Annotated in this window: 22 protein-coding genes; 13 read left to right on the top strand and 9 right to left on the bottom strand. The window is 68.8% G+C overall.

The features are described 5' to 3' along the window. Nucleotides 1–31: 31 nt before the first annotated feature. The gene (locus WOA58_RS00785; protein ID WP_340602219.1) at nucleotides 32–1,672 is read left to right on the top strand and encodes an aldehyde ferredoxin oxidoreductase family protein; all 1,641 of its coding nucleotides are present in this window, start codon (nucleotides 32–34) and stop codon (nucleotides 1,670–1,672) included. Here the strand turns inward: WOA58_RS00785 and WOA58_RS00790 are convergent, their stop codons facing one another. After that, nucleotides 1,673–2,041 (bottom strand): cupin domain-containing protein, encoded by a 369-nt coding sequence (locus WOA58_RS00790; RefSeq protein ID WP_340602220.1) that lies wholly within the window; start codon nucleotides 2,039–2,041, stop codon nucleotides 1,673–1,675. Nucleotides 2,042–2,130: 89 nt separating this feature from the next. On the opposite strand from WOA58_RS00790, the gene WOA58_RS00795 reads away from it, so the two are divergent. The 5 genes from WOA58_RS00795 to WOA58_RS00815 all read left to right on the top strand — a co-directional run bounded on the left by WOA58_RS00795 (nucleotide 2,131) and on the right by WOA58_RS00815 (nucleotide 6,617). Continuing rightward, entirely contained in the window at nucleotides 2,131–3,024 is an 894-nt protein-coding gene (locus tag WOA58_RS00795) for an ABC transporter substrate-binding protein (protein WP_340602221.1), read from the top strand. Nucleotide 3,025: 1 nt separating this feature from the next. Beyond that, nucleotides 3,026–4,015, top strand: a complete 990-nt coding sequence (locus WOA58_RS00800) for an ABC transporter substrate-binding protein (RefSeq protein WP_340602222.1) — start codon at nucleotides 3,026–3,028, stop codon at nucleotides 4,013–4,015. After that, the gene (locus tag WOA58_RS00805) at nucleotides 4,012–4,977 is read left to right on the top strand and encodes an ABC transporter substrate-binding protein (RefSeq protein WP_340602223.1); all 966 of its coding nucleotides are present in this window, start codon (nucleotides 4,012–4,014) and stop codon (nucleotides 4,975–4,977) included. The genes WOA58_RS00800 and WOA58_RS00805 overlap by 4 nt, the downstream gene beginning before the upstream one ends. 91 nt (nucleotides 4,978–5,068) lie before the next feature. Beyond that, nucleotides 5,069–6,151: a sodium:calcium antiporter gene (locus tag WOA58_RS00810; protein WP_340602224.1), complete on the top strand. Its 1,083-nt coding sequence runs from the start codon at nucleotides 5,069–5,071 to the stop codon at nucleotides 6,149–6,151. A gap of 37 nt (nucleotides 6,152–6,188) precedes the next feature. After that, nucleotides 6,189–6,617, top strand: coding sequence for a VOC family protein (locus WOA58_RS00815; protein WP_340602225.1), 429 nt, complete (start codon nucleotides 6,189–6,191; stop codon nucleotides 6,615–6,617). Between the two features lie 13 nt (nucleotides 6,618–6,630). Here the strand turns inward: WOA58_RS00815 and WOA58_RS00820 are convergent, their stop codons facing one another. The 3 genes from WOA58_RS00820 to WOA58_RS00830 all read right to left on the bottom strand — a co-directional run bounded on the left by WOA58_RS00820 (nucleotide 6,631) and on the right by WOA58_RS00830 (nucleotide 9,727). After that, complete coding sequence (locus WOA58_RS00820; RefSeq protein WP_340602226.1) at nucleotides 6,631–7,809, bottom strand: PQQ-dependent sugar dehydrogenase; 1,179 nt, start codon at nucleotides 7,807–7,809, stop codon at nucleotides 6,631–6,633. Nucleotides 7,810–8,128: 319 nt separating this feature from the next. After that, nucleotides 8,129–9,388, bottom strand: a complete 1,260-nt coding sequence (locus WOA58_RS00825; RefSeq protein WP_340602227.1) for an ABC transporter substrate-binding protein — start codon at nucleotides 9,386–9,388, stop codon at nucleotides 8,129–8,131. Between the two features lie 54 nt (nucleotides 9,389–9,442). Then, nucleotides 9,443–9,727 carry a DUF4242 domain-containing protein gene (locus WOA58_RS00830; protein ID WP_340602228.1) on the bottom strand — a complete coding sequence of 95 codons (285 nt, stop codon included), beginning with the start codon at nucleotides 9,725–9,727 and terminating at the stop codon, nucleotides 9,443–9,445. Between the two features lie 103 nt (nucleotides 9,728–9,830). Between WOA58_RS00830 and WOA58_RS00835 the strand changes: the two genes are divergently transcribed. Then, a complete protein-coding gene (locus tag WOA58_RS00835; RefSeq protein ID WP_340602229.1) occupies nucleotides 9,831–10,232 on the top strand; it encodes a hypothetical protein in 402 nt (133 codons plus the stop codon). Nucleotides 10,233–10,286: 54 nt separating this feature from the next. Next, a complete protein-coding gene (locus tag WOA58_RS00840) occupies nucleotides 10,287–11,357 on the top strand; it encodes an archaeosine biosynthesis radical SAM protein RaSEA (RefSeq protein WP_340602230.1) in 1,071 nt (356 codons plus the stop codon). 203 nt (nucleotides 11,358–11,560) lie between these two features. Here WOA58_RS00840 and purQ read toward each other — a convergent pair whose 3' ends face one another. Next, a complete protein-coding gene (gene purQ, locus WOA58_RS00845; RefSeq protein ID WP_340602231.1) occupies nucleotides 11,561–12,232 on the bottom strand; it encodes a phosphoribosylformylglycinamidine synthase I in 672 nt (223 codons plus the stop codon). Further along, a complete protein-coding gene (purS, locus tag WOA58_RS00850) occupies nucleotides 12,229–12,483 on the bottom strand; it encodes a phosphoribosylformylglycinamidine synthase subunit PurS (protein WP_340602232.1) in 255 nt (84 codons plus the stop codon). Before purS ends, purQ begins: the two co-directional genes overlap by 4 nt. A gap of 174 nt (nucleotides 12,484–12,657) precedes the next feature. On the opposite strand from purS, the gene WOA58_RS00855 reads away from it, so the two are divergent. Continuing rightward, nucleotides 12,658–13,599, top strand: coding sequence for a formyltetrahydrofolate deformylase (locus tag WOA58_RS00855; protein ID WP_340602233.1), 942 nt, complete (start codon nucleotides 12,658–12,660; stop codon nucleotides 13,597–13,599). Here WOA58_RS00855 and WOA58_RS00860 read toward each other — a convergent pair. Further along, nucleotides 13,596–14,609: a phosphoribosylaminoimidazolesuccinocarboxamide synthase gene (locus tag WOA58_RS00860; RefSeq protein WP_340602234.1), complete on the bottom strand. Its 1,014-nt coding sequence runs from the start codon at nucleotides 14,607–14,609 to the stop codon at nucleotides 13,596–13,598. The genes WOA58_RS00855 and WOA58_RS00860 overlap by 4 nt on opposite strands. A gap of 124 nt (nucleotides 14,610–14,733) precedes the next feature. On the opposite strand from WOA58_RS00860, the gene WOA58_RS00865 reads away from it, so the two are divergent. Continuing rightward, the gene (locus WOA58_RS00865; protein WP_340602235.1) at nucleotides 14,734–14,973 is read left to right on the top strand and encodes a hypothetical protein; all 240 of its coding nucleotides are present in this window, start codon (nucleotides 14,734–14,736) and stop codon (nucleotides 14,971–14,973) included. Nucleotides 14,974–15,014: 41 nt separating this feature from the next. Beyond that, nucleotides 15,015–15,761: an NAD-dependent protein deacylase gene (locus WOA58_RS00870; protein ID WP_340602236.1), complete on the top strand. Its 747-nt coding sequence runs from the start codon at nucleotides 15,015–15,017 to the stop codon at nucleotides 15,759–15,761. Here the strand turns inward: WOA58_RS00870 and WOA58_RS00875 are convergent. Beyond that, nucleotides 15,758–16,561, bottom strand: a complete 804-nt coding sequence (locus WOA58_RS00875) for an N-acyl homoserine lactonase family protein (protein ID WP_340602237.1) — start codon at nucleotides 16,559–16,561, stop codon at nucleotides 15,758–15,760. The genes WOA58_RS00870 and WOA58_RS00875 overlap by 4 nt on opposite strands. On the opposite strand from WOA58_RS00875, the gene WOA58_RS00880 reads away from it, so the two are divergent. Then, nucleotides 16,560–17,591, top strand: a complete 1,032-nt coding sequence (locus tag WOA58_RS00880) for an LLM class flavin-dependent oxidoreductase (protein ID WP_340603111.1) — start codon at nucleotides 16,560–16,562, stop codon at nucleotides 17,589–17,591. The two genes, WOA58_RS00875 and WOA58_RS00880, sit on opposite strands and share 2 nt — an antisense overlap. Here WOA58_RS00880 and WOA58_RS00885 read toward each other — a convergent pair. Continuing rightward, nucleotides 17,588–18,241: an HAD family hydrolase gene (locus tag WOA58_RS00885; RefSeq protein ID WP_340602238.1), complete on the bottom strand. Its 654-nt coding sequence runs from the start codon at nucleotides 18,239–18,241 to the stop codon at nucleotides 17,588–17,590. The genes WOA58_RS00880 and WOA58_RS00885 overlap by 4 nt on opposite strands. 139 nt (nucleotides 18,242–18,380) lie before the next feature. Between WOA58_RS00885 and cofH the strand changes: the two genes are divergently transcribed. Then, nucleotides 18,381–19,727 carry a 7,8-didemethyl-8-hydroxy-5-deazariboflavin synthase subunit CofH gene (cofH, locus tag WOA58_RS00890; RefSeq protein WP_340602239.1) on the top strand — a complete coding sequence of 449 codons (1,347 nt, stop codon included), beginning with the start codon at nucleotides 18,381–18,383 and terminating at the stop codon, nucleotides 19,725–19,727. Nucleotides 19,728–19,785: the final 58 nt, after the last annotated feature.

Genomic DNA, 19,785 nt, shown 5'->3' on the forward strand with positions numbered 1-19,785 from the left:
CGTTTAGTGTCTCGCGACGTCAGTGTGCACAATGAGAACGTCCACCGGTCCCTTGCTCTCGATCGACGTCGGCGAGCGACGCTGGCGGACGGAGTCGATCGACGGCACCCTCGGGGAGTTCGTCGGCGGGCGGGGGCTGGGAACGAAGCTCGCCTTCGACCGGATCCCGTTCGACGCCGATCCGGTGGGGGCCGAGAACCGCCTCTATTTCGCCGCCGGGCCGCTCCAGACCGCCCGCACGAGCTTCACGGGCCGGACGAGCTGTACCGGCCTCTCGCCGCTGACCGATGGCCTGCTCTCCTCGAACGCCGGGGGCTTCCTCTCGCGGAACCTCGTCGCGACCGGGTACAGCGCCGTCGAACTCGTGGGGGTGAGCGACGAGCCCGTGATCGTCCACGTCTCGGACGCCGATGTCGGGTTCGAGCCCGTTCCCGAGCTCGCGGGCGCGACCGTTCCCGACGTGAGCGAGCACGTCGCCGACCGGGGCCTCGATAGCTCGCACGTCGCCTGTATCGGGCCCGCCGGCGAGAACCTCGTACGGTTCGCCTCGATCATGACCAGCGAGTCCCGAACCTTCGGCCGCGGCGGGCTGGGGGCGGTGCTGGGTGCGAAGAACGTCAAGGCGATCACGTTCGACGGCGACTCGGCGCCCGAAACCGAGTTCCCCGACGTCGCAGGCGAGATCCACCGCGGGGCCGCCGAGAGCGACCACGTGATGAAGCGCCAGGGTACCGCGAGCCTGACGGAGTTCGCGAGCGGCGTCGGGGCGCTGCCCACGCGCTACTACTCGGAGCTGGAGTTCGAGGGGGCGGAGGGGATCTCCGGCGACCGCGTCGAGGAGAAGAAGTCCGGGAAGGGCACCTGCTCGGCGTGTGCCTTTGCTTGCAAGCTCCCGACGCGCGATGGGGAGAGCGGGCTGGAGACCGAGGGCCCCGAGTTCGAGACGGTGATGGCCTTCGGCTCGAACTGCGGGGTCGACGACGTGGTCGACGTGATGCGCTCGAACGACCTGTGTGACGAGCTCGGCATGGACACCATCTCCTGTGGGGCGACGATCGCCGCGTATCTCGCGAGCGAGGACGCCTTCGGCGATGGCGAGCTGGTCCACGAGCTGGTCGAACGCATCGCCCATCGGGATGGCGTCGGCGACCGCCTCGCGGAGGGGATCGACCGGATCCACGCCGATCTCGGGGTCGAGAACTGGAGCTCGAAGGGGATGGCCTTCGCCGCCCACGACGGCCGCGCGCTCCACGGCCAGGGGCTCGCCTTCGCCACGTCGAACCGCGGCGCGGACCACCTCTACGGCAGCCTCTACAACTACGAGTACCCGCTGGTCGAGCGAAGCGAGGCGCTCGACCCCGAGGGGCTGGAGGGAAAGCCCGCGAAGCTGGTCGAATCGGAGGACCACAACGCGCTCCTCGACAGCGCCATCTGCTGTAAGTTCTCGCGAACGGTCATGGGACCCGAACGCCTCGCGACCCTTCTCGACGCCGACTACGACGAACTGCTCGGCGTGGGCGCGCGCGTCGTCGAGCTCGAACGGCGGTTCAACAACGAGCGGGGGTTCGATCGGGCCGACGACGGCCTCCCGTACGACCTGCCGGGGTTCGAGGAGGCGCTCGGCGAGTACTACCGGATCCGGGGCTGGAACCCCGACGGCACCGTTCCGTAGTCACCGCGGGGCGCCCGGTTCGGCTTCCCCCCGCTCGCCCCACCCCGGCCGTCCCCGCGGGGGCGCGAGGACCCCGACGCCGACGGCGGGCTCGTCGCCGCGGTTCTCCGCGCCGTGGTGCTCGTCGCTCTCGAACCGATAGGCATCGCCCGGCTCCAACAGTACTTCCTCGCCCTCGACGATCGCGACGAGCTCGCCGCTGATCATGTAGCCGATCTGTTCGTTGTGGTGGCGGTGGGCCGGCAGGGTCGCGCCGGGCTCGACGCGCCAGTACTTCATGCCCGCTCGCTCGCCCGTCGCGAGGTCGCCGAGGTACACGCCCTCCGCGACCTCCTCCATGCCCGTCCCGTTCGTGTTGATCCGTTCCATGTGTCCCGTTCCCATGAGTGGTGGGGCAAATACCTAATAAACATTCTGGAGGAATTTTTAAGTGCGATTCCCCCCATGCCCCTAGAGACATGGCAACTGATGACAGGATCAGGCTGTTCCATCTCCCGTTCTCGTTCATGCTGCCCCAGCGGGTGGCCCACGAGCGGGGCTACTTCGGGGAGGCAGGATTGGAGGTCGAGCTGATCGAACGCGATCGGGAGTCGGTGGAGGTGAAGTACATCCCGAGCGAGAGCTCGCTCACCGAGGACCACGGCGTCGACCTCTACCCGATCTGCAAGTGGGAGTCGATCAAGCGCACCTGGGAGATGGACGACGGGCGGATCGTCGCGAAGGGCACCTTCGCGGACCTCCCCTACACCGTTTTCGTCCGGCCTGATTCGAGCATCGAGGAGCCGGCGGATCTGGCGGGCGTCCCGGTCGCGGTCAACCGACGGACCGGCCAGGAGTACACCGCGATGCGGGCCTTAGAGGAGCACATGAGCCCCGAGGAGGTGAGTCTGGAGGGGTTCGGGATGCCGACCGAGCGCCTGCGCGCGCTGCGCGAGGGCGAGGTCGAGGCCGCGATCCTGCTCGACCCCCAGAGCACGCTCGCCGAGCACATGGGCTTTCGCGACGTCCTCTCCTTCGACAACCACATGGGGATCGTCGGCGGCGACGGGGTCGACGAGACGGTCCTCGACGCGTTCATGGCCGCCTACGACCGGGCGGCGATGGAGATCAACGCGAACCCCGAGGCGTTCAGGGAGGAGTACCTCGACATGCTCGAGAAGGACTCACGGGTCGCGCCGGACCTCTTTGAGGAGATCGACATGGAGGCGGTCCGGGCGGACCTCTCGGTCCCCCGCTACGAGGTGCCCGAGCGCGCTGACAGGGGGGAGCTCGACGGCCATCTGGAGTGGATGAAGGAACGGAAACTGGTCGACGAGGGTGCCGACATCGACCGAATCGTCGCCTCACACTGAGATGGACGTCGAGACCCAACAGGAGGCGCTTGACGCCCTCCACGACGATCCGGGCGACCTGCCGGTGCTACGGGCGCGCTTCGAGCACAACGGCAGCCCGCGATATATGCTCTATACGATCAAGAAGTTCGGCTTCGACCACGACCACGGCTTCCACCTCGACGTCCAGCTCGTCTCCGACGAGCTCGAGGGCGGCGTCGAGACCGTCGAGGCAAAACTCCAAGAAGGAGACGCCGACCTGATCGACATCGACTACATTTCGACTGCGCGCGAGCGCGCAGAGGGCGCGCCCATCGTCGCCTTCCACCCCTACGGCCGCACCGTCGGCGGGCTCGTCGTCCCCGGGGAGTCGGATATCGAGGGGCTGGAGGACCTCCGGGAGAAGCGGCTGGGCGTCGTCCGCCGGCTCGACAAGAACTGGATCCTCACCCGGGCGGCCTGCCGGGAGTTCCACGGCTTCGACCCCGACGAGGAGGCTACACCTATTGAAGCGGGCTCGAAGGTCGGGCTCACCGAGATGCTGCAGGACGGGGAGGTCGACGGGATCTTCCAGTTCTGGCCGATCGTTCCCGAGATCACCGAAACCGGGCCCTATCGCGAGGCGTTCCCCGTCTCGGAGCTCGTCCAGCGGCTCTCTGGCACCGACAACAAGCTTCCCATCTCGACGTTCCTCACGAGCGAGGAGTACTTCGAGGAGAACCCGCAGGCGATCCGCGGGTTCAAGCGGGCTTACGGCGAGGCGGTCGACCAGCTGACGGACGACGATAAGATCTGGGAGACCATCGGCGACGAGCTGATGTACGAGAACGACCCCGAGGTGATCCGCGCGGTGCGCGACGGCTGGCGCGACATGGTCGTCGCCGACTGGGACGAGGAAACAGTGGAAGGAATGGACCAGCTGTTCGACCATCTCCTGGAGGTGGCGGGCGAGGAGGCCATCGGCGTCGATCACCTCCCCGAGGGCCTGTTCCGTCTGGAGGTTCCCGAATGAGTTCGATCAGTTTTCAGCTCAACTGGGAGCCCAACGGCTTTCAGGCGCCGTACTTCCTCGCGCGCGAGCGAGGCTTCTACGAGGAGGAGGGGCTGGAGGTGGAGTTCGTCGAGGGCCACGGCTCGCCCTTCGCCGCCGAGGAGGCCGCCCGTGGCCGGGCCGACATCGCGCTCGCAGGCGCGAGCGCGGTGCTCTCGGTGGCCAGTCAGGGCTACGAGCCGCTCGCGGTCGCCGCGGTCACACAGAAGACGCCGGCGGCGGTCTACACGCTCCGGGACGTCTTCGGCGAGCCCTTGGAGGACCCGAAACAGCTCGCCGGCAGGACGGTCGCGCCCTCGGCGACGAAGACCAGGATCCTCGCGGCCCAGTTGTTGGAGGACGCCGGGATCCGCGAGGAGGTCGATCTGCTGGACGTCGACCCCCACACCCACCACCGCGTCGAGCATCAGGTGCTCGACGGGTCGGTCGACGCCGCCGTCGGCGTCGTCACCAACGGGATCGAGCTCGAACGCGAGCACGATCGGACGGCCGACGAGCTCCCGATCGGCGACTTCCTCCCGATCTACGGGATGACGCTCGTGACGAACCCGGAGTTCGCCGAGTCGAATCCCGCGGTAGTTGAAGGGTTCCTGCGGGCGACCGCCCGCGGCTGGGCCGCGGCGAGCGAGAATCCGGAGGCGGCGATCGACGCGCTGGTCGCGCGCAACGCGACCCTCGAGCGCGACCGGGAGATCGAGCGGATCAAGTTCGAGACCGCCTCGGAAAAGCTCCAGTTCACCGAGCACGTCCGCGAGGCTGGTTGGGGCAACCACGACGCCGCACGTTGGGAGAAGCTCGGGCGGACCCTCGCCGAGACCGACCTCCTGGAGGGGCCGGTCGAGCAGGGGTCCGTCTGGACGAACGAGTACCTTGACCGCGAGGCCGCGGCGATCGGCGAGTACGCGACCCGAATCGGTCGGTAAGACCTCCGCGGAACGATCGCGTGTACGTTCTTCCCGCGAACTCGCCTACCCGGCTCCGCACCTTCATGGCGGTCGACCGTATTCGGCGGGTATGGTCGAGGAAGCCATCGAGACGTTCGTCGAGGCACAGGGGCTCTGGTTCGCGGTCGTCGTCCTCGCGGCCGGCGGGCTGATCCTGGTCGCGTTCGTCGAGAAGCTGATCAGCTATCTGACGCGGGCCGCGGTCGGGCTGGGGATCTCCGTGTTCTCGCTCGCGATCCTCTTCACCGGCTTCGAGTTCGACGACACGATCCTCGCGCTGGTGTTCGCCTCCGGCGGGCTGGAGGACGCCGCGCTCGGGACCGCGCTGGGAACCGCCCTCGCGGTCGTCGGGATCACGCTCGCGGTCGCGGCCGTCGTCCGGCCCTTTTCCGTCGAGATTCCAACGGATTACCTCGCGTTGATGGTCCTCTCGCCGCTGATCCTCCTCCCGCTCGTGCTCCTGGGAACCCTCTCGGTGATCCACGGGATCGCGCTGCTCGCCGTCTTCTTCGCCTTCCTCGCGTACATCGTTTACATGGAACACCACCGCGACGTCCCCGTGTTCCGTGACACCGACCTCGTCGAGCGCGTCGAGACCGACGGCGGCGTCGAGACCGACGGCGGCGTGGTCCACGAACGGCTCGAACCCATCCTCGAGGACCGGTTCGTCGGCGACCTCTCGTATTCGGGCTACGTCTGGATCGGGCTCGCGGTCGTCGCGCTGGCGGGGGTCGTCGTCGGTTCGGTGCTGATCGAGGTCGGCTCGGAGGTCGTCCTCGAGGACACCGGACTGGAGGAGACGACGTTCGGCGCGACGGTCCTCACGCTGCTTCTGACCTTCGAGAACGTCCTGCTCACCCTCGAACCGGTCCGCCGTGGGGTCCCCGAGATCGGGATCGGCCACGTCATCGGCAGCGTCGTCTTCTCCGTGACCGGCAACATCGGCTTCATCCTGCTGCTCGCGGACCTGAACATCGGGTCGAGCGTGCTCTACTTCCACTTCCCGGCGCTGCTCGTCGTGACCGCTCTGGGTGCGTCCTTCATCGCCAGCGGCCGGATCCGGCGCTGGCACGGCCTCCTGCTCGGCGGGCTCTACGTCGCCTACTGGATCGCCGCGGTGTTCGTCCTCGGCGGCGTGCCGATCGCCGGATAGCCCGTAGGTATTTGTCGTCGGCGGTGGCTCCTACGATATGGACGCCGTCGATCACATCAACGTCGACGTGAACGATCTCGAGAGCTGCTACGAGTTCTACCGCGAGACGCTCGGACTGGAGCTGGTCCGCCCGCCCGAGGACTTCCAGGGCGCTCACGCCATGTTCCGGGCCGGAGGGACGGTGGTAACCCTCGCCGAGACCGGCCGGGCGGAGGGCTGGGATGCGGAGGAGCTCTCCCATCCGCTCGATAAGGCCCACATCGCGTTCGACGCCCCCCGCGGGAAGTACGACGCGCTCTCGGCGGAACTGGACGGGCAGTTCCCCAAGCAGGGCCCCTACGACTGGGGAGAGTTCGAGGGCTTCTACTTCCTCGATCCGGACGGCACCCTGCTCGAGGTCATCACCTACGACCCGCCCAATGGGGAGCGAGAACGGCCGCTTCTGACCCACGACGACGTGGAATGAGATTCGATTAGCGCTACTCGGGGACGATCCGGACGACCGGCGCGTCCTCCTCGTCGAGCAGCACGTAGATATGGCCGGTGTCGGGCGCGACCTCCACGTCGCGGATCCGCCAGCCACAGTCCGCGAGCAGCGGGTCGACCTCCTGGACCTCGTGTCCGTCGACCGAGAATCGGCCGAGGTACTCCCAGAAGATGTTGCCCATCAGCAGGTCGCCCTGCCACTCGGGGAAGGCGTCACCGTCGTAGAAGGTCGCGCCGCTGGGCGGGAAGCCATCGTCGGGACACTCCCAGTAGTAGACGGGGTCGACGGTGTCCTCGCGCTCGTGGGGGAGGTCGCCGACGGGGATCTCCGTCTCGTACTCGCAGCCGTAGTGGGCGACCGGCCAGCCGTAGTTGCCGCCCGCTTCGATCACGTTGATCTCGTCGCCGGCCTCCTCGCCGTGCTCGCCCTGCCAGAGCTCGCCCGTCTCGGGGTGGAACGCCATCGCCTGGACGTTGCGGTGGCCGTAGCTGTAGATCGCGTCCGACGCCTCCTCGTCGTCGACCAGGGGGTTGTCCTCGGGGGCCGAGCCGTCGGGCTCGAACCGGAGGGTGGTCCCGATGTCGTTGGTGGTGTCCTGTGAGACGTGGTCGGGACCGAACTCCGTGAACCGGCGGTCGCCGACCGACATGTAGAGGCGACACTCCTCGTCGAAGGCGATCCGCGAGCCGTAGTGCATCGTCGAGTCGTCGAACGGCTCGACGGTGTGGAGCACCTCGAAGCCCTCCAGGGCGTCCCCGTCGGGATCGAGCCGTCCGCGGCCGAGCCGGGTGGTCGATTCCTCGCCCTCGCCCGGCGCCGAGTAGGTCAGGTAGACCCACGGCTCGCCCGGGTAGTCGGGGTGGACCGCCACGTCGAGCAGCCCGCCCTGGTCCTCCGCGTGTACCTCGGGCACGCCGTCGATCGTCTCGACGGAGCCGTCGTCGCGGTCGACGCGGTTCAGCCGCCCCTCGCGCTCGGTGACGAGGATCCGGGCGTCGTCCGGGAGGAACGCGATGCCCCACGCGTGGTCGAGCCCTGCGTCCAGTCGCTCGACCTCGTAGCCCGTCGATTCGCCCTCCTCGGCGGTCGCCGAGCCGATAGTGATACTGCTTGCGCCCATCGCCCCGACGGCCTGAAGCACTCGTCGGCGCGTCTGCTTGTTGTCTCTCATAGTCACCTGTCCACACGAAACGTGCGAACGCTTCTCGTTTCAAACGCTGCGGCCTAAGTTCATGGGCCTGCTGACGCCGGGAACAGTGCCGCTCGGACGAGGCTCCGGGCGGCCAACATGCGGTCTCCCAGCAGCACGAAGCGACCGGCTCGTCGACGACGGTGACTCCGAACGCTGCGAGCGCCACGGCCGCCTGCCCGAGCGGCGCCGTCTTCCCGCGGTCCGCGGGGACGCCCGTAACGAACCCGGTCCGTCGGGCGGTCGGCGTCCGGGACGGCGAGGACGCCATCGGCGGCGACGGCTGCGCCATCGCCCTCGGTCACGCGTCAGTGGTCCCGTCCGCCAGCAGCGCCCCCTGCTCGAGCGCCGCCCGAAGCCGGTCCCACGGCTCCTGCTCCTGCCGACCCCATCCCTCTTCGCGGCCACCGCCGAACTCGCGGCTCGCGGTCCCGAACGTTTCGACGACCCGCTCGGCCGGCTCGTCGGAGCGGGCGGCGATCCGCTCGGCGGCGGCCGTCGGGTCACGACACGCCTCGGCCCAGCCCGCGGTCGTCCCGGCGAGAAAGGCCTCCAGGGCCCCCTCGCGCTCGACGAGCGTCCCCGCCCGGACGACGAGCGTCGGCCCGTAGATCGGGAAGCGATCGGCGACCGTGAGCACGTCGACGGCCATCCCCCGGCGTTCCAGCTCGCGGGGGTCCGAGAACGAGCCCGTGACCACGTCGACCTCGCCCGAGAGCAGGGCTTCTCGCTCCTCCCCACCGGTGTCGACGATCCGCACCGAGCCGTCGAGCGCGACCTGATTCAGGAAGAGCCGGCCGAGAATCCCCGTTTCGGAGCCGGCGGGCATGCCGACCCGCCGGCCGCGGAGCTGGCCCACGCCGGACAGCGCCCCGCCGAACGTCCCGCGGACGGTGTAGAGGACCGCCATCGCGCGCCGATAGGCGACCGCGATCGGGACCACGGGATCGCCGGCCGCCCGCGCCCTGAGGACCGTCGCCGCGCCGACCAACCCCACGTCGGCCTCGCCCGCCCGCACGGCCGCGAGCGCCCGGTGAGAGCCCTCGTAGTGCTCGATCCCGACCGAGAGGCCGGCGGCGTCGTACCTTCCCGCTACCTCGGCGGCATGGAAGGGGACGTGCAAGCCGTTCGGCCGCCAGTTCAGCCCGAGCGTGAGCGTGTCGGGCGCCCTCCCGGGATCCTCGGCCGGCTCCACCGCCCACAGCCGGCGGGCCTCCGCCACCAACTCCGCCGCGTGGTGTTCGTCGACCCGGCGTGCCGTTCGCTCGAGCCCGTCGATCGGGCGCCAGGCCGCCGGTGGCCGGCCCGGACCCTCCTCGGGGACGGTGGTCCGCTCGACGACGCCGGCCGTCTCGAGCTCCCCGACGGCCGCCATCATCGCCGTCCGGCTCAGGCCCGTCCCGATCCGGAGCGCGAGCGCCGGCGCGGGCCCTTCCTCGACCTCGTCCCGCAGGAGGAGGAACGCGAGCACCCGCGCGGCGTCCTCGCCGAGCCCCGCCACCAGCCGGTCGACGACCGGGCGATCGTCGTCGTCGAGCGCCCGGAACTCCCGTATGCGCATTGGTACCTTACTCGTCTTACTTGTCCTTCGAGGGCAAAACGGCTCCGCCCCGGCTCACTCGCCCTCGAGGGGGGTACCGAGGCGTGCGACCGTCGTCGCGGGCAGCCCCGCCCGCTCGGCGTGTTCCTCGACGGTAGCCTCGCTTTCGGCCTCGTAGCGACAGAACGTCCCGACGATGCCGCCCTCGTCGTCGGTGAGCACGTCCGAGTCATGCCAGCGGATCTCGGTGCCCTCCTCGCGCATCTCCTCGAGCACTCGCCCCGACTCCCCGGCGGCGTCATCGAGCTGGTCCTCGGTGATCGGCTCCTCGAGCTCCCGATAGATACCGAACTCTACCATGGGTGAGTGACTATGCCACACCGTAGTAAGGTTTCCCCTCATCGATCGTGTCAGATCGCCCCGCGTCAACTATTATTTACCCTCGTGTCGAACGTCCCGGAGTATGCTCGTTCATCTCCACCAGTACAAACACGAGGAGGTAGAGTTCGACGACAACCGGACGGCCGGCGAGTCCCAGACCGAGGACTCGGTGAACAAGGACAGCGAGGAGTACTTCGGGGAGAACATCGAGGACTTCGACGCCGACACCTGGGAGACCGTCGAGTACGAGGGTGACCCGATCCAGCGCCGGACGATCACCCTCGACGGCGTCACCGCCGTTTCGGTCCCACAGCAGGGCAACCGGGAGGACGACTCCGACCTCCCGGGGCGGACGATCCAGCTCCGGCTGGGCGGCGGCGAGGAGTTCGTCGAACAGGCCGTCTTCGTCGAGGCCCAGGACAACGCGCCCCAGGGCGAGGAGCCTGAGGGCAAGACCTCCCCGCAGGTGGACGACGAGCAGTAGCGGGTCGCCCGGGGAGACGAAGCCGCTTTAGGCCGCGGGCGGCTATCGCGTCCAATGAGCAAGCCGAGCCCCGAGGTCTACGAGCAGGGCCGCGGGATGGACGCGCACAACCAGGTGATGCGTTCGATCCGCGCCGAGAAGGAGAAACACTACGACCCCCACGAGCCCACCCGGGTCTGGATCGACGAGGACAACACGCCCGACGGGGTCAGGCAGTCGCTGACGATCATCCTCAACACCGGCGGCTGTCGCTGGGCCCGCGCGGGCGGCTGTACGATGTGTGGCTACGTCGCCGAAAGCGTCGAGGGTGGGTCGGTAAGTCATGACGCGCTGATGGACCAGATCGAGGCCTGTCTGGAGCACGAACGCGAGAACGCGGACGAGGAGAGCCCGCTGATCAAGATCTACACGTCGGGGAGCTTCCTCGACGAGCGCGAGGTCGGGGCGCGCTCCCGGCGGGCGATCGCCGAGACGTTCGGGAACCGCGAGCGCATCGTCGTCGAGAGCCTGCCCGATTTCGTCGAGGGCGAGCGGGTCGCGGACTTCACTGAGCAGGGGCTCAAGACCGACGTCGCCGTGGGACTGGAGACGGCCACCGACAGGGTGCGCCGGGACTGCGTGAACAAGTACTTCGATTTCTCTGATTTCATCGAGGCCAGCGAGGCCGCCGAGGCCGCGGGCGCGGGGATCAAGGCCTACCTCCTGCTCAAACCGCCGTTCCTCTCGGAGAGCGAGGCCGTCGAGGACATGAAGCGGTCGGTCCGGCGGTGTGCGGAGTACGCCCACACCGTCTCGATGAACCCGACGAACGTCCAGCGCTACACGATGGTCGACGAGCTCTACTTCCAAGGGGGGTATCGCCCGCCGTGGCTCTGGTCGGTCGCCGAGGTGCTCGAATCGACCGCCGACGCCGACGCCATCGTCGTCTCCGACCCCGTCGGCCACGGCTCGGATCGGGGCCCGCACAACTGCGGGGAGTGCGACGACCGCGTCCAGCGCGCGATCAAGGACTTCGACCTCCGGCAGGACCCCTCGGTGTTCGAGCAGGTCGACTGCGAGTGTACGGCGACGTGGGAGGCGGTGATGGAACGGGAAGCCGGCTACAACATGCCGCTCGCTCGGTGAATTAATCGGGTTCTAACGGAGATACGGGGGTGATTAACGAAGTACCGTCCGCGAGTAGTGGGGGTACCGTCGGCGACGGCGGCGACCCAAATGGCACACGAGACAGACGAGGCAGTCGTTCAGGCGGACGGGTGGTTCATCATCCGGAACACCGAGGACCCCGCCCAGTGGATTGCGAGCGACGACCCCGTGGACGTCCGGCGTTAGGCGAACGCCGCGAGGATCCCGCGCCCGTCCGTCCCGCCGATGTCGGCCAGCACCGCGCGCTCGGGGTGGGGCATCAGCACCGCGGTCGTTCCGCGCTCGCCGAGCACCCCCGCGACGTTGTCCGTCGATCCGGTGGGATTGGCCTCGTCGGTCACCCGACCGTCCGCCTCACAGTACCGGAACAGCACCCGGTCCTCGCCCTCGATCCGATCCAGTTCCTCTTCACCGATCTCGAAGCGCCCCTCGCCGTGGGCGATCGGCAGCTCGATCACCTCGCCCTCCTCGTAGCGTTCGGTCCACGGCGTCTCGGCGTTCTCGACCCGCAGGTGGACGTCCTCGCACTGGAACCGGGCGCTCGCGTTGGTCGTGAACGCGCCGGGGGTCAGCCCTGACTCGCTGCCGATCTGGGCGCCGTTACAGACCCCGAGGACGGGCACGCCCTCGCGTGCGGCCTCCCGGACCTCCTCCATGATCGGCGCGCGGGCGGCCATCGCGCCCGCCCGGAGGTAGTCGCCGTAGGAGAACCCGCCGGGGAGGACGATCCCCGAGGTCTCCTCGGGCAGGCCGTCCTCGTGCCAGACGATCCCGTTTTCGATCCCCAGATCGTCGAGCGCGCGCTTCGCGTCCCGGTCGCAGTTCGAGCCGCCGAAACGGACGATCGCGATCATTCTCGGGCCTCGACCTCCACCTCGTAGTCGTGGATCGTCGGGTTCGCGAGCAGCCGGTCGGCCATCTCGGTCGCGCGGCGCTCGGCGGCCCCCTCGGAATCGGCGTCGAGATCGATCTCGAAGCGGTCCGCCGAGCGCAGCTCCTCGAGCTCGAACTCGAGGCGTTCGAGCGCGCGTTTCGTGGTCTCGGCCTCGGGGTCGAGCACGCCCGCCTTGAGGCGGACGGTCACGATCGCGGTGTAGGCGGCCATACGTGGATGGGCGCGGTCATGCTCAAAAGCTCTTTCTACTCGTCTAGGTGATACACGAACGTGGGGTGGGTACTGAACGATCGTTCCCGTCGGATCCGCCGGACGGACACGCTTTTGAGCACGACGGGCCGAGGGGGGTGCAATGACGACGAGTCCGACCACGGGGTGGCGTCGATGACGCCGCCGCTGACGGAGATCACGGTCGTCGGCGACGACAAGACCGGCCTGATCGCGAGCGTCACGACGCTGCTGTTCGAGCGCGAGATCAACATCGAGGACCTCGACCAGGCCGTCCGGGACGGGCTGTTCCGGATGACGATGCACGTCGACGCGAGCGGGATGAGCTGTAGCGAGGCCGAACTCCGCGAGGCGCTCGCCGAACTGGGCGAGGAGCTCGGGGTCGACGTCCAGGTCCGGTTCCCCGCGGACCGCGAGACCCAGGGGATCGCCGTGCTCGTCACCCAGGAGAGCCACCCGCTCGAGGCGCTGTTCGAGGCCTGGGCCAACGACGAACTCGGCGCGGACATCTCGGTCGTGATCGGCAACCACCCCGACCTGGAGCCGCTCTGTGAGCACTACGGGGTTCCGTTCCACGACGTCGGTAACGAGACCGGAAGCGCCAACGAGGAACGGCTGCTCGAGCTCCTCGAACGCTACGAGGTCGACCTGATCGTGCTGGCGCGCTACATGCGAATCCTCTCGCCGAACGTCGTCTTTCGCTACGAGGACCGCATCATCAACGTCCACCCGAGCCTGCTGCCGTCGTTCCCCGGTGCGGAGGCGTATCGCCAGGCCCTCGAGGAGGGCGTGCGCGTCGCGGGCGTGACCGCCCACTACGTCACGACCGACCTCGACCAGGGACCGATCATCACCCAGCGCGCGTTCAACGTGCCCGATGACGCGGACCTCGACGGGATGAAGCGCCGCGGCCAGCCCTTGGAGGCCGAGGCGCTGCTCGAGGCCGTTCGGCTGCATCTCGACAAGGCGGTCGCGGTCCACCACGGGCGGACCGAGCTCCGAGGCGAGGGCGAGTACCAGCTCGGGATGGACCCCATGACCGACGAGATCAACCCCGACAGGCCGATCGACGGCATCGGGGAGGTCCTGACCGACTAGAGCTCCCGGATCCGGCTCACGACCGACTCGACGGGCGGCGCGGCGAACCACTCCTCGCCGACGTAGGCGTTCGTCCCCGCGGCGTACATCTCCGAGGCGAGATTGATCACCTCCGTCGGGAGGCGCTCGGGCTCGCGCTCACAGAGGGTTCGCCAGTCGGCGATCCCCTCCGATTCGGCCTCCGATTTCGCCGCCGCGACCGCCTCGACCCACTCGGGCTGGGTCCGCTTGTGATAGCCCCGAAGGACCTCCTTCGAGAGCTGCTGGCCCCGGTAGGAGAAACGGTTCTCGTCGAAGGTGCCGACCACGTCGGCGACGCGTACCTCCCCGTCGACGTAACAGCACTCGATCTTGCCGTCCTCGTGGTCGAACCCGTTCGAGCGCGCCTGCTCGCTCACGACGCGGTTGACCTCGCGGGCGACCGATTCGAGCGCCCCGACGTCGGCCTCTCCGGCGATTCGGTCGGCCTCCTCGCGGGCGAGATACCGATCTGACTCCTCGTACTTCGTCGAGAACTCGACGATCGGCTCCTCGAGCTCGACCGGCTCGTCGGGCCAGTCTTCGAGCCCGAGGCCGTGGTCTGCGGGATCGGTCCGTCGTCGGAGGCTCGATCCCTCGGGAACTTGATTGCGAAAGACGATCTCGAGGGGAACGAGGTAGTTCGAGCCCGCCGCCGCGTGGTAGGCGTCGTAGTCGTACTCGCGGCCCTCGTGGGGCAGGTCGGGGACCTGCACGAGGTCGATCGCCATCCGTATCGGCGGATCGCCGGCCTCGGCGAGCGCGCGGACGTCCTCACAGACCCCTCGGTAGTGGGTCGGGACTCCCTCCTCCTCGAGCAGTTCGAAGTTATACGCCCCCATCGTACAGAGGCTCGCGCCCTTGCGCGGGATCGTATCGGGCATCCGGCCCCAGTCGAACACCGAGTAGGCGTCGGTGAAGACGAACGACCCCGCACCCGGCGTGTCGTCGGTCGGCTCGCGTTCGACGTGGAACTCCTTGACGCTGGTCATCGTCGCCCCTCGTTCATGCGCCGTGTCGTTTCGGCCCCGGTATGAACGTTTCCCGTTGACCCGGCACCTATCCTTCCTCGACTAGTAGAAACATAATTAAGTCTATGTATACATAGAAGAGAGTATGTCAGCCGTCCCCTGTCCGAACTGCGTTGCAGAAGGCGTCGACTTCCCGCTGTTGATCGACGGCGAATGCCTCCACTGTACCCGCCCCGACGCCCCCGTCACCCGGCGCGTCGAGGACGCGACGTTTCGAGCACGGTCCGCCTCGGACTCGCTCCGGTGGCGACTCCGAACCGCCCGGGTCCGGGCGGTTCGCCAAGCGCGCGCCCTCACGAGCCTGGTCGCCGGCCTCGGTCGGTAGCCGAAACGACCGTTTTTGGCCCTCGCCCGTCTGGACCCGCCATGGACGAGCGACTGGACCGGCTTGCGGACGCGATCGAAGGGGCCGACTCGACCGTCGCGCTGACCGGCGCGGGCGTCAGCACCGCCTCGGGGATCCCCGACTTCCGCGGCGAGGACGGCATCTGGAACGCGGAGTTCGACCCCGGCGATTTCCGGATCGAGCGCTTTCTCTCCGACCCTGCCGGCTTCTGGGTCGACCGCCTCGAGCTCCACGAGGCGATGTTCCCCGGCGAGGTCGGGCCCAATGCCGCCCACGAGGCGCTCGCGACGATGGAGTCCCGTGGAGCCCTCGACGCCCTGATCACCCAGAACACCGACGGCCTGCACGCGGAGGCGGGCTCGAAGGAGCTGTTCGAGCTCCACGGCAACGCGAATCGTGTGGTCTGCATGGACTGCGGGCGGAAGAACGACGCCGCGCCCGTCCGCGAACGGGTTCGCGAGGGCGAGCGCCCGCCGCGCTGTGACTGTGGCGGGCTCGTTAAACCCGACGTCGTCCTCTTCGGCGAGTCCCTCCCCGAGGCGATCATGGCGGAGTCCCGTCGACGTGCCGAGGAAAGCGACGTCTTCCTCGCCGTGGGCTCCTCGCTCACCGTCGAACCGGCCGCCTCCCTGCCCCGGATCGCCGCCCGGGACGGCCTCCTCGCGGTCTGCAACCTCGACCCGACGCCGCACGACGGGGTAGCCGAGGTCGTGCTCCGCGAGGACGTCACCGAGGTCCTGCCCGCGCTCGTCGATCGCCTCCCCTAGCGAAGCCCGCCCTCCAGGCGCGAGAGCGAGTCGGGATCGTGCCCGAAGAACAGCGTCGCGTCCTCGCGGCGCTCGATCTCCTTGAGCTTCCGCAGACTGTCGTACCAGTCGCGCTTGCTCCACAGAAGGGTGGGGCCGAGCGGGCGCTCCTCGACGTAGTTCTCGGCGACGTAGGCCTGATCGCCCGCGATCACCACTGTTCCGGTTTCGGGAAGTGTCAGCCGAAGCCCCATCAGACCGGGGGTGTGGCCCGGCAGGTGGAGGAACTCGATCCCCTCGAAGTGGGTCTCGCGCTCGCCGTGGACCACCCGCCAGTTCAGGTCGTGATCGAAGTCCTGCGCGAGATAGGCGGGGTCGCCTTCGTCGGTCTTCGCGCTGTAGTAGGCGTGTTTCAGCTCCCGTTCGTGGACGTAGATCGGGACGTCGGTACCCGCGAACTCGTGGAGGCCGCCGGCGTGATCGAGATGGAGGTGGCTCTGGATCACGGCGTCGATCTCCGAGAGCGCGTAGCCCGCTTCCTCCAGATCGCTCTCCAAGGGGTGTTCGTGGGCGTCGTAGTGCTCGAAGGCGTCGTAGAGCGGCGCGGGCCAGTGGCCCTCGCCGGCCTCGGGATGCGAGCCGGTGTCCCAGAGGATCGTCGCCTCGGGGTGCTCGATCACGAGATCGTAGACGGGGGTTTCCGCGATCTCCGCCTCGGGGTTCGGGTCGCTCGCGCTCGCGAGCTCGTAGCCCTCGATCATGTAGTTCCTGTCGGCGCGCACCCGGCCGCGGTCGATCGGCGTGACCGTCGCGTCGATCATGGCGGACGGTGGTCCGGGAGCGGCTTATACCCACCTCGGGGTTCATGGCCCCCGATCCCGAACGGCGACCATGCCACGCGGCCTCCTGCTGCCCGACGTCGACCCGACGCCCGAGTTCGCCCGCTGGATCGATTCGCTGGGGTATGACTCGGTCTGGGCGAGCGAGCTCTGGGGCCGGGACGCGTTCGTCACGCTCGCGGCGATCGCGCCCCACACCGACGCGGCGCTGGGCACGGCGATCGTCAACGTCTTCTCGCGCTCGCCGGCGGTGCTCGCGGGCGCGGCCACCTCGCTCGACGACCTCGCCTCGGGCCCCATCAGACTGGGAATCGGCCCGAGCACGCCCAAGGCGATCGAGGACCTCCACGGCCTCGGGTACGACCGCCCCGTCCGCCGGCTCCACGAGACCGCCGAGCTCGTTTCGGCCTTCACCGCCGGCGAGGGCCGCGTCGAGTACGACGGCGAACTGTTCTCGGTTCAGGACTTCCCGGCGCTCGACGGCGAGGTGTCGGTCTACGCCGCCGCGCTGGGCGAGGCCAGCCGCCGCGCGACCGGGCGGACCGCCGACGGCTGGCTGCCCCACATGATCCCGTTCGACGATCTGGAGGGGGCTTTCGAGACCGTTCGACGGACCGCCCGGGAGGCCGGGCGCGACCCCGCGCTGGCCGTCTCGCCCTACGTCCCCGCGGCGGTCGACGACGAGCCCGAGAAGGCTCGAGAGGTGATCCGCGGCCACGTCGCCTACTACGTCGGCAGCGGCGAGGGCTACCGGAGGGCGGTCGCCGGTCGGTTCCCCGAGGAGGCAGAACGGATCACGGAGGCGTGGGCGGCGGGCGAGCGTGAGCGAGCCCGCGGGGCGGTCACCGGGGCGATGGTCGACGCGCTCGGAGTGGCGGGTACACCTGCAGAGGCACGCGAGCGGTTCGAGGCGGTCGCCGAGACAGTGCCGATCACCGAGCCGATCGTCGTGGTCCCGTCGAACGCCAGCGAGGGGATGACCGAGCGGACGATCGAGGCACTCGCCCCCTAAACGAGCTCGAGGACGTCCCGCAGGTCGTCGAGGCAGTGGTCGACCGCCGGACCCTCCTCGGTGCCGTAGGCCGCCGTGACCATCCCGACGTCCTTCGCGCCCTCGATGTCGTGGCGGTACCGATCGCCGACCATCAGCGAGCGTTCCGGGTCGGTCCCCGACTTCCCCAGCGCCGTCTCGAACATCGCCGGATCCGGCTTCGTCCGCCCGACCGCCTCGGAGGTCGTGACCGAGTCGAACGTCTCGAGGATGCCAAACGTCTCGAGGATCCGCCGGCCCTCCGCGTCGTCGACGTCGCTGATCACGCCCAGGTGGAGGTCCCGCCCGGCGAGCGTCTCGACGGCCTCGACCGCGCCGGGGTTGGGCTCGATGGCTCCCTCGATCGCCCGCTCGAAGAGCGGCTCCCACTCGCCGTCGACGCCGAGCGCGTCGATCGCCCGCTCGTACCCCGCTCGGGCCGAGCGGAACTCGGTGCCCTCGCGCTCGCGGAAATGCGCGCCGAGCTCCGCGCGCCACGTTCCGAGTGCGCTCTCGGCGTCGAGGTCGTACTCGTCGCCGAGGTCGGCGACGAACCGCTCGTGGGCGCGACGGACGGACCCGGAATCGAGGATCACGCCCCCGATGTCGAAGAAGACGGCGTCGGCGTTCATGGATTGGCGACCGCTACCGAACGCCACGGTTTATCCCTGTCGGTGGCACCTCGTCCCGTCGGGGTGCGGGTCGCGGTTCGGGGCTCACGGTCCGCCGCTACCGATCAGGTTTTTGGTCCTCGACGGCGGCCATACGGTAATGGCCGTCACGCCCGAGGCCGAACGCGAGTTCGCGTTCGACCACCGACCGGAGACCGACCAGTCCTTCGAGAACGCGCTCGCGAAGGCACGCGCGGGCGAGCGGCTCTCGGTCGACGACGGGATCGAGCTGATGACAACCGGTACGGATCGGGCGGGGGTCGACACCGACCGAAAGGAGCTCGTCCTGGAGGCCGCCGACGCCCGGCGCGCGGAGGTCGTCGGCGAGGAGGTCTCCTTCGTCGCGAACCTCAACAACAACGTCACGACCGCCTGCAACACGGGCTGTCTGTTCTGTAACTTCAAGGACACCGCGAGCAACTTCGAGGTCGACTCGGGGGTCGAGCATCCCGGCTTCACGAAGACGCCCGCGGAATCGAGGGAGATCGTCTCGGACGCCCTCGAGATGGGGATCTACGAGGTCTGTTCTGTCTCGGGGCTGCATCCGGCGTTCGCGCTCGACGACGAGCACCTGGAGATCCTTCGTGGGGCTGACGACGACCCCGAGTTGAACTTCGAGCCGCCCGAGCGCTACGAGGTCGATCCCCGGACGTACGTCGAGCAGATCGACGCGATGGACGTCGGGGGCGTCCACGTCCACTCGATGACGCCCGAGGAGGCGTATCACGCCCGCCGGGGGACCGACTGGAGCTACGAGAAGGTCTACGGCCGGCTGAAGGAGGCGGGCCTCGACAGTGTGCCGGGAACGGCCGCAGAGATCCTCGTCGACGAGGTCCGCGAGGTGATCTGCCCGGGCAAGATCGGCTCCGAGGAGTGGGAGCGCGCGATCGAAGCCGCCGCGAACGTCGGGCTGGATACGACCGCGACGATCATGTACGGTCACGTCGAGAACGAGGCCCACCGCGTCGAACACCTGAAGCGGGTCCGGGACCTTCAGGACCGCACCGGCGTCATCACGGAGTTCGTTCCCCTCTCCTTCATCCATCGGTCGACGCCCCTCTACGAACGCGGCGTGGTCACGGGCGGGGCGAGCGCCGACGAGGACGAGCTCATGATCGCCGTCTCGCGGCTCTTCCTCGACAACGTCGAGAACATCCAGTCGAGCTGGGTGAAGTACGGCGACGAGCAGGGCCTGAAGATGCTCTCGTGTGGCGCCAACGACTTCATGGGGACGATCCTCTCCGAGGAGATCACCAAGCGCGCGGGCGGGGAGCACGGCGAGTTCCGCGACGTCGGCGAGTTAGTGGAGATGATCGCCTCCGTCGGGCGCGTGCCCGTCGAGCGCTCGACGGATTATCGCCACCGACGCCGGATCGACCCCGACGACGGGCCCCACGGGCCGCAGCTGGGGCCGCGGGCGGACGGGACGCCGATGGCCGACGACTGACCGAGCCACTCAATCACACGGTTCGGAACGCCTATCCTTTCGGGCACGTAGGGTAGGG

The organism is Halalkalicoccus tibetensis, from assembly GCF_037996645.1.
GTDB lineage: Archaea > Halobacteriota > Halobacteria > Halobacteriales > Halalkalicoccaceae > Halalkalicoccus > Halalkalicoccus tibetensis.